The organism is Mycobacterium sp. NAZ190054 (assembly GCF_001545925.1).
Lineage (GTDB): Bacteria > Actinomycetota > Actinomycetes > Mycobacteriales > Mycobacteriaceae > Mycobacterium.
This window is the reverse complement of the sequence record NZ_LMVQ01000177.1, coordinates 1-7,656: the sequence shown is the minus strand read 5'-3', so window position 1 is coordinate 7,656 and position 7,656 is coordinate 1. Positions and strand designations below refer to the sequence as shown.

The following is a 7,656-nucleotide window of genomic DNA, read 5'->3' as shown; positions in this document are numbered from 1 at the left end:
GTCGACGATCTGGGCATCAGCGCTTCCATCAACGGCGAGGTGGTGCAGCGGGGCCGCACGTCGCAGCTCATCTTCCCGGTGCCACGCCTCGTCGAGGAGCTGTCCAAAGTGGTGGAGCTGTTGCCGGGGGATCTCATCTTCACCGGGACACCGTCGGGAGTCGGAGCAGGCCGGGTGCCGCCCCGCTATCTCGGCCCGGGTGATGTGCTGCGCAGCAGCATCGACGGAATCGGCGAACTGGTACAGACCTTCGTCGAGGTCGTCGACTCGCCGTCGGCTGCCGGCCGGCGATCCGTGGCGGTATGACATGGCGCTACACGGAGTTCGGTCACTGACCCTCGGTGTGCCCGACGTCGACGCCGCCGCCGGTTTCTACCGCGATTTCGGCTTACAGGACTGCGGCGACGGCTGGTTCGCGACCGCCGACGGCGGACGGCAACTCCAACTCTCGCATGCTCCCACCCGACGCCTGCTGCGAGCGGCCTTCGCCGCCGACGACCGCGACGACCTCGTGCGCATTCAGGCCGGCCTGGCGCGGCTCGGATTCCTCGCCGAGGTAGCCGGCGACGTGCTGACAACGGCCGACCCCGGTACGGGGACCCCGATCTGCGTAGTGGTGTCCGAGCGACTGCAGCAGCCGCCCGCCGCGCCGTTCGTCGTCAACGGGCCGGGACGGATTCAGCGGGTCGGCGTCCGCGCCGCCGGCGTGGTGGACACGTCGCGGGTCCGCCCCCGCCGGCTCGGGCACTTCGTGTTGGGCACTGCGGATTACGAACAGTCCCGGGCGTTCTTCGTCGACGGTCTGGGCTTCAAGGTGAGCGACGAAGTGCGCGACGTCGGAGTCTTCCTACGGTGTTCCACCGACCACCACAACGTCTTGCTCCAACGGGCCCCCGTGCCGTTCATCCACCACAGCAGCTGGCAGGTCGACGACGTCGACACCATCGGCCGCGGCGCCATGCGCATGTTGGCCGACCATCCCGAACGGCACGTGTGGGGCCTCGGCCGGCATTACGCCGGATCGAACTTCTTCTGGTATCTCAAGGACCCGGCGGGCAACTTCGCCGAGTACCACAGCGACATGGACTGCATTCCCGAGGACAGTCTGTGGACGCCAGAAGTCCTCGAAGGTGCACGCGGCCTCTACCTGTGGGGGCCTCCACCTCCGCCCTCCTTCATCGATCCCGAGGACCTCGCCGATCTGATGATCCACGGCCACAGCACCTGACAAGGAACGAACCGACAACTCACAACAGAGGAGGGCACGTCTGATGCCAAGCGTCATCACCGGGCACACCGACAACGCCGGCAAGGTCATGGGCGTGCACGGTGGCGCCGGAGCGATGTACTGGACCCGTTTCGCCACGGGGTCACACCTTTACGGTGACTGGGACGGAATCGAATGGGTGGCCTTCGACCCGGGCGGTCGCGCCGGACTGCACACCCACAGCCACACCGAAGAAATCTGGTTCTTCCTGAAGGGCACCGCCGATATCGAACTCGACGGCGAGCGCTATCACGTCGAACCCGGCTCGATCGTGATCACACCGTTGCACAGCCGGCATGCTCTGGTGAACACCGGCGACGAGCGGATCGAGTACATCGTCATCGAGGTCTTCCCACCGGAGATCTCCGGGAAGCTGCCCCCGCGACGCCCGACCGAGGAAGCCTTCACCACCACCACCGCCCAAGGAGGAGCCCACTGATGCCCGCGTACGTCGGCAAGATCGCGGCGAACGAAACTCTCGACGCCACAGCCTACTTCGACGGTCCATGGCGCAGCTTGAGCCGCATCACCGTTCCCGCGGAACAGCCCCGCACCTTCACCGCAGACAGCACGGAGTTTGCACTGTTCGTCATGAACGGAAGCGGCCATTACCTTTTCGGCGGCGCCACCGAGCCCATCAGCCCGGGGTCGGCTGTCACAGTGGGCCTGGGGTCGGAGATCACCGTGCACGCCGGCGAGGGCGCAGCGGTGGAGTTGTTCGTAACGACGCTCTCGGTGTCGACTGACTGACATGCTCGGTGAACACCGGCGCAAGGTCAGGTCGCCGTGGCCGGGACGAGCCCGGGTTCCCTCTCGAAGCGGTCCGGATCATCGAGGACATCGTCGACATCCTTGGCCACCTGGATGTCCAGACCGCGCAGGTGCGCCGGCGGGGTCGCCAACGCCACCGCGACATAGGTGAGCAGACCGGCGGCGAATGCGATGAACGTCGGCCAGCCGTCGAACGATGCGCCGATGAGGTCGTTGGGGATGTACAGGATCGTGTTCTCCACGCCGAACATCGTGGGGGTGAGCACGAACAGCCCGATCCGAACCACGAACCCGACGACGATCGCGGCCATCGCCGCTGTGGTCGTCCCGCGCCGCCAGACCAAACCGAGGATGAACGGCACGATCAGGCAGGCCAGCATCAGGTCGAAAGCCAGGGTGAGCAGGATTCCCGTCTGCTGCACGTAGATCGCGAACGCGATCGAGAACAGCGTCATCGGGGCCATCGCGATCCGCGCGGCCCGCAGCAGCGGATCCTTCCTGCCGGGCACATGCACCCGGCGCACCCCTCCCAGGTTGCGCACGCACACGTTCGAGATCGCCAGGATCGCGCCGTTGGCGGTCGACATCGACGCGCCGACCAGGCCGCACAGCACCAGCACCGTCAACCCGGCCGGCGCGTACTGATCGAGCAGCACGAACAGCACCGGACCGTCGAGTTCGGCCGGCATGAACGCATGCGCGGCCAGCACGACGAGCCCGAACGGGACGCAGATCGCCACCGTGCCGGTCGCAGCGGTGAAGCAGGCCCTGCGGGCCGCCTCAGGCGACTTCGCCGAGAACACGCGTGCCATGAAATCGATCGCGACGATGTCACCGATGCCCAACGCGATCAGGGTCGCCCAGTTGATCACCGCGCCCTGCGCCGGATCCGACAGCTGGCCGAGCGCGAAAGGCCCTGTGCCCTCGGCGATGTCGAGACCGTGCGTGGCCGACATCCAGATGAACAAGCCGATCGCGCCGACCAGGATCAACGTCATCTGGATGATCGCGGTGTAGGCGTCGGCGATCAACCCGCCGGTGCCGGTATAGGCCACCGCGATGGCCGCGATCAGGACCACCCCGAGCCAGTACGGCATGCCGAGGAAGTAGTTGAACAGCAGTCCGCCGGCCACCAGGTTGCCCGCCACCAGCATGCAGAACGCGACGGCGAGGAGCACGGACGCGCCGACCTCGACCGAGCGGCCGAACCTCAGCCGGTAGTAGTCCGGGAACGACGTCAGACCCATCCGGTTCATCGGTTTGGCGAAGAAGATGCCGGTGATCGTCAGGCACAGCGCCAGCCCCAACGGCAGGCACGCCCCGGCCCAGAATCCGAATTCGAAAGCCAGGTCGGTGTTTCCGAGCGTGGCGTTGGTGTCGACGGCCGCGCCCATCAGCGCGCCGCCGACGAGCCAGAAGGGCAGCATCCGGCCGCCGACGAGGAAATTGGAACTGTCGCCCTCGATGCGTTTGGACACGTAGAAGCCGACGCCGACGACCAGGGCGATACTGAGCGCCACACCGATGAGAATCATTGGAGTCTCCCGAATCGATCTGGAGTCTCCCGGGCTTTTGTCCCGCCGTGGAACGGCCGGGCTCCGATGCCGGCCGCCTGCGTCTCTCGGACCAGACCCGGCCGTGTGCCGGCGGAACCCTAGGCGCGCCCCACATTCTCTGTGAGTCCCCGCCAGAAAAGACCCTGTTCGTTACGTGGCGTCGCGCCACGTGTTAACGATGCGTTTCCGCCACCGGTGGACAGGAATTCACCGGCGTGCTGACAATGACCCCAGGCGCCGCGCACCCGGCGCCCCGGACGAGGTGCGTCGTACCCGGTCAGCGACAAGACGGCGCGTGAGGAGAACTCGTGCCTGGATATCCGGATGCGCCGAACCCGGACCTGCCCAACGCCGAGGGCGCCTGGGCCCAACAGGTCGAGGCCAGACTCGGTGACCGCCGGCTACGCGAAGAGATCGACCGCGGCCTCAGTTACGGCCTGGAGGCCGCGCCGACCATCAACGACCGCACGATCTCGACGTTCGTGCGGGGTGAGAAGCCACATTTCGCCGGTGAGCGCGGCACTTTCCTGAAGTGTCCGTTCATCGAGGACGTCAACGAGGTCGACGACGCCGAGGTCGCGATCTTCGGGGTGCCGCTCGACGCCGGCGCCACCTACCGGCCCGGGACCCGGTTCGGCCCGCAGGGAATCCGCCGTTCCACCAACCTGTTCGGCACCTACAACTACGAGTCCGGGGTCGACCTGCGCGAGCAGCTGAACATGGTCGACATCGGTGACGTGTTCACCATCCCCGGCAATCTGGAGAAGTCCTTCGATCAGATCAGCCAGGCGATGGCGCACGTCGCGCAGAAGGGCGTGATGCCCGTCGTGCTCGGCGGCGACCACTCCATCGGCTTCCCCACCATCCGCGGCCTGGCCCCGTACATGGACGGCAACATCGGCATCATCCACTTCGACCGCCACGTCGACACCCAGGAGACCGACCTCGACGAGCGGATGCACACCACCCCGTGGTTCCACGCCACCAACATCAAGAACGCGCCGGCGACCAACCTGGTGCAGATCGGCATCGGCGGCTGGCAGAGCCCGCGCGAGGGCGTGAAGGTGGGCCGCGAGCGCAAGTCGACCGTCATCACCGTCGGCGACGTCGAACGCGTCGGGGTCGAGAAGATCGCCGAGATCGCGCTCGAGACGGCGTGGAAGGACGCCAAAGCGGTGTACCTGTCCTTCGACATCGACGTCATCGACGCCGGCTTCGTGCCGGGAACGGGGTGGCCGGAGCCGGGCGGCCTGCTGCCCCGCGAGGCCCTCAACCTGGTGAAGATGGTGTCCGAACCGGGCCTGGCCGGTATCGAGGTCGTCGAGTGCTCGCCGCCGTATGACTGGGCCGAGCAGACCGCGCTGATGAGCTCGCGGGTGATCCTCGACAGCCTGGCCGCGCAGGTGCGGTCCGGGAAGCTCGGCAGAAAGGCCGCGAAGGCCGACCGTCCCGCCTGGGGGCCGTGATCGGCTGGTCCGGTCGCGCTCCGCGCTCCTAGGCTGGGGGCATGCGCATCGCCTTGGCCCAGATCCGCAGCGGCACCGACCCGACCGGAAACCTGGCCCTGATCGAGGAGTACACCGGGCGGGCCGCCGAGGCGGGGGCGTCGCTGGTGCTGTTCCCCGAGGCGGCCATATGCCGCTTCGGGGTGCCACTGGCCCGCGTCGCCGAGCCGTTCGACGGGCCGTGGGCCACTGCCGTGCGCGACATCGCCGCCCGCGTCGGCATCGTCGTCGTCGCGGGCATGTTCGTGCCGTCCGCCGATGGCGACCGCGTGACCAACACCCTGCTCGCGACCGGGCCGGGCGTGGACGCGCGCTACGACAAGATCCACCTCTACGACGCGTTCGGTTTCACCGAGTCCAAGACCGTCGCCCCCGGCCGCGAACCTGTCGTGATCACCGTTGACGGTGTGAAGGTCGGCCTGACGCTGTGCTACGACATCCGCTTTCCGGAGCTCTACGTCGAGCTGGCCGAGCGCGGCGCGGAAATCATCACCGCACACGCGTCGTGGGGTACCGGCCCCGGCAAGCTGGAGCAGTGGACGCTGCTGGCCCGGGCCCGCGCGATCGACACGAACAGCGTGGTCGCGGCGGTGGGTCAGGCATACCCGGGGGACGAGGTCGCCGCGCTCGGACCCACCGGTGTGGGTGGCAGCGTGGTGGCCTCGGCGCTCGGCGAAGTGCTGGCCTCGGCGGGTGCGGACCCCGAACTGTTGGTGTGCGATCTCGACCTGGGGGCGGCCCGCAAAGCCCGCGAGACGGTCGCGGTCATGCACAACCGCTCAGGTTTTGCTCACCGCGGTAGGGCAGAATCGCTGGCGTGACTGATCCCTGGGCCCGTCCGCCGCAACAGCCCGGCGCCGCGCCGGCACCGTTTCCGCAGGACCAGCCCCCCGGCCACGTGCCAGGGCCGCCCCCCGCCGCCGAGGAGAGTTCTTCGATGCCGGCCAGGCTGAAGAACATCTTCAGCGACCCGCTCTCGATCGTGCTGGTGGTGGTCATCGTGCTGGCGCTGGTGTTCGCGTGCCTGCTCGGTGGCGAGCTCTACGCGCGCAACCGTGCCGACACCGTCGTCGCCGGCACCGTGGAGTGCGTCGTGCAGGACGACGCCACCGCGTCCTTCGGTGTGCTGCCGCCGTTCCTGTTGCAGCACGTGTCCGGGCACTACACCAACATCCGCATCGAGACCGCGGGCAACCAGGTGCGTGACGCCAAGGGCATGAAGGTCAACCTCGACATCAACGACGTCCGGTTGGAGGACTCCGCGAACTCCAGCGGCTCGATCGGGTCGCTGGTCGCGCACATCACCTGGAGCACCGAGGGCATCAAGGAGACGATCCAGGGCGCCATCCCGCTCGTCGGCAGCTTCGTGACGGGGGTGACCACCAACCCGAACGACGGCACCATCGAGCTCGAGGGTGCGCTGGGCAGCATCACCGCGCGTCCCGAGGTCGCCGACGGCGGCATCGCGCTGCGGGTACAGCAGGTCACCGGGTTGGGGTTCACGCTGCCCCGCGAAGCCGTGCAGCCCGCGCTGGACGCGTTCACCTCGCAGCTGACGCAGGACTATCCGATGGACATCCGCGCCGATTCCGTCGAGGTCACCGACTCCGGTGTGGTGAGCCAGTTCTCGACGCGCAACGCGTCGATCCCGAAGCAGACCGACGACCCCTGCTTCGCCGGCCTGTAGACGTCAGGCCTCGAAGCCGGCGAGCACCGTGCGCGTCCCGGACAGCCCCAGCCGGGTGGCTCCGGCGTCGAGCATCGCGGTCGCGTCGGCGGCGGAGCGGATCCCGCCGCTGGCCTTGACGCCGAGCCGGCCGTCCACCGCACCGGCCATCAGCTCGACGGCGTGCGGTGACGCGCCGCCGCTGGGGTGAAACCCGGTGGAGGTCTTGACGAAGTCGGCGCCGGCGTCCTCGGCGACGCGGCACACGTCGACGAGCAACGGCGCGCCGCGGAACTCGATGAGCGCGGCCGACTCGACGATGACCTTGAGCACCACGCCGGGGACGGCCTCGCGGACCGCCGCGATGTCGGAACCGACGGCGCCGAGTTCGCCTGCGAGCGCGCACCCGACGTCGATGACCATGTCGATCTCCCTGGCACCGGCCTCGGCGGCGCGTCGGGCCTCGTCGGCCTTGATCGCCGAGACATGTTTGCCGGACGGGAAACCGACCACCGACGCGACGGTCGCGTCGGGTGCCAGCATCGCGACGGCCGGGACGAACGTCGGCGACACACAGATCGCGAACACACCGAGCTCGGCGGCCTCGGTGACGACGGCCTCGATGTCGGCCTCGGTGGCTTCGGGCTTGAGCAGCGTGTGGTCGACCAGCGCGGCGACCCGGCCGCGGGAGTAGGAACCCATCAGAAGGGCTCTTCGGTGCCACCCGGATTGCAGCCGGTGGCGATCATCGCCTCGTAGCCGACCTCGGGGCGCCAGGGTTCCAGGTTCCAGCTGGTCTTACCGGGTTCGGCGAACTCGGCGAAGTTCCAGTGGCACATGAACTGTTCCTGCATGCCCGGGATCGCGGCGTCCGGGGACAGCGTGAGCACC

General features: G+C 68.2%; 10 protein-coding genes and 2 riboswitches. Of the genes, 7 read left to right on the top strand and 3 right to left on the bottom strand.

Annotated elements, in window-relative coordinates; all coding sequences use genetic code 11:
- The 4 genes from ASJ79_RS14035 to ASJ79_RS14020 form a co-directional block, all read left to right on the top strand.
- The coding region (locus ASJ79_RS14035) for a fumarylacetoacetate hydrolase family protein (RefSeq protein ID WP_197420209.1) at nucleotides 1–306 on the top strand (306 nt) is incomplete at its 5' end.
- 1 nt (nucleotide 307) lies between these two features.
- Nucleotides 308–1,228 carry a VOC family protein gene (locus ASJ79_RS14030; RefSeq protein ID WP_067956120.1) on the top strand — a complete coding sequence of 307 codons (921 nt, stop codon included), beginning with the start codon at nucleotides 308–310 and terminating at the stop codon, nucleotides 1,226–1,228.
- Between the two features lie 43 nt (nucleotides 1,229–1,271).
- A complete protein-coding gene (locus ASJ79_RS14025) occupies nucleotides 1,272–1,706 on the top strand; it encodes a cupin domain-containing protein (RefSeq protein WP_067956117.1) in 435 nt (144 codons plus the stop codon).
- A complete protein-coding gene (locus ASJ79_RS14020) occupies nucleotides 1,706–2,017 on the top strand; it encodes a hypothetical protein (protein ID WP_067956115.1) in 312 nt (103 codons plus the stop codon). The genes ASJ79_RS14025 and ASJ79_RS14020 overlap by 1 nt, the downstream gene beginning before the upstream one ends.
- Nucleotides 2,018–2,043: 26 nt before the next feature.
- Here ASJ79_RS14020 and ASJ79_RS14015 read toward each other — a convergent pair whose 3' ends face one another.
- Nucleotides 2,044–3,573, bottom strand: a complete 1,530-nt coding sequence (locus ASJ79_RS14015; RefSeq protein ID WP_067956113.1) for a sodium:solute symporter family protein — start codon at nucleotides 3,571–3,573, stop codon at nucleotides 2,044–2,046.
- 24 nt (nucleotides 3,574–3,597) lie between these two features.
- Nucleotides 3,598–3,707, bottom strand: a riboswitch (guanidine-I (ykkC/yxkD leader).
- A gap of 117 nt (nucleotides 3,708–3,824) precedes the next feature.
- Nucleotides 3,825–3,892: riboswitch (guanidine-III (ykkC-III) riboswitch) on the top strand.
- Between the two features lie 10 nt (nucleotides 3,893–3,902).
- On the opposite strand from ASJ79_RS14015, the gene ASJ79_RS14010 reads away from it, so the two are divergent.
- The 3 genes from ASJ79_RS14010 to ASJ79_RS14000 are packed head-to-tail and all read left to right on the top strand — an operon-like array spanning nucleotide 3,903 to nucleotide 6,786.
- Nucleotides 3,903–5,060 (top strand): agmatinase family protein, encoded by a 1,158-nt coding sequence (locus tag ASJ79_RS14010; protein ID WP_067956111.1) that lies wholly within the window; start codon nucleotides 3,903–3,905, stop codon nucleotides 5,058–5,060.
- Between the two features lie 41 nt (nucleotides 5,061–5,101).
- Nucleotides 5,102–5,920, top strand: coding sequence for a carbon-nitrogen hydrolase family protein (locus ASJ79_RS14005; protein ID WP_067956106.1), 819 nt, complete (start codon nucleotides 5,102–5,104; stop codon nucleotides 5,918–5,920).
- Nucleotides 5,917–6,786 (top strand): DUF2993 domain-containing protein, encoded by an 870-nt coding sequence (locus ASJ79_RS14000; RefSeq protein WP_067956104.1) that lies wholly within the window; start codon nucleotides 5,917–5,919, stop codon nucleotides 6,784–6,786. The genes ASJ79_RS14005 and ASJ79_RS14000 overlap by 4 nt, the downstream gene beginning before the upstream one ends.
- A gap of 3 nt (nucleotides 6,787–6,789) precedes the next feature.
- On the opposite strand, the gene deoC is transcribed toward ASJ79_RS14000, so the two are convergent.
- Both deoC and ASJ79_RS13990 read right to left on the bottom strand, forming a co-directional pair.
- The gene (deoC, locus tag ASJ79_RS13995; RefSeq protein WP_067956099.1) at nucleotides 6,790–7,467 is read right to left on the bottom strand and encodes a deoxyribose-phosphate aldolase; all 678 of its coding nucleotides are present in this window, start codon (nucleotides 7,465–7,467) and stop codon (nucleotides 6,790–6,792) included.
- Nucleotides 7,467–7,656: DUF2599 domain-containing protein (locus ASJ79_RS13990; RefSeq protein ID WP_156448439.1), on the bottom strand; the 190-nt coding region annotated here is incomplete at its 5' end. The genes ASJ79_RS13990 and deoC, both read right to left, overlap by 1 nt.

What these genes read in the sequence shown, in the direction of transcription:
- ASJ79_RS14030 (WP_067956120.1), top strand. Translation starts at nt 308, where the DNA reads ATGGCGCTACACGGAGTTCGGTCACTGACCCTCGGTGTGCCCGACGTC.
- ASJ79_RS14025 (WP_067956117.1), top strand. Translation starts at nt 1,272, where the DNA reads ATGCCAAGCGTCATCACCGGGCACACCGACAACGCCGGCAAGGTCATG.
- ASJ79_RS14020 (WP_067956115.1), top strand. Translation starts at nt 1,706, where the DNA reads ATGCCCGCGTACGTCGGCAAGATCGCGGCGAACGAAACTCTCGACGCC.
- ASJ79_RS14015 (WP_067956113.1), bottom strand. Translation starts at nt 3,573, where the DNA reads ATGATTCTCATCGGTGTGGCGCTCAGTATCGCCCTGGTCGTCGGCGTC.
- ASJ79_RS14005 (WP_067956106.1), top strand. Translation starts at nt 5,102, where the DNA reads ATGCGCATCGCCTTGGCCCAGATCCGCAGCGGCACCGACCCGACCGGA.
- deoC (WP_067956099.1), bottom strand. Translation starts at nt 7,467, where the DNA reads ATGGGTTCCTACTCCCGCGGCCGGGTCGCCGCGCTGGTCGACCACACG.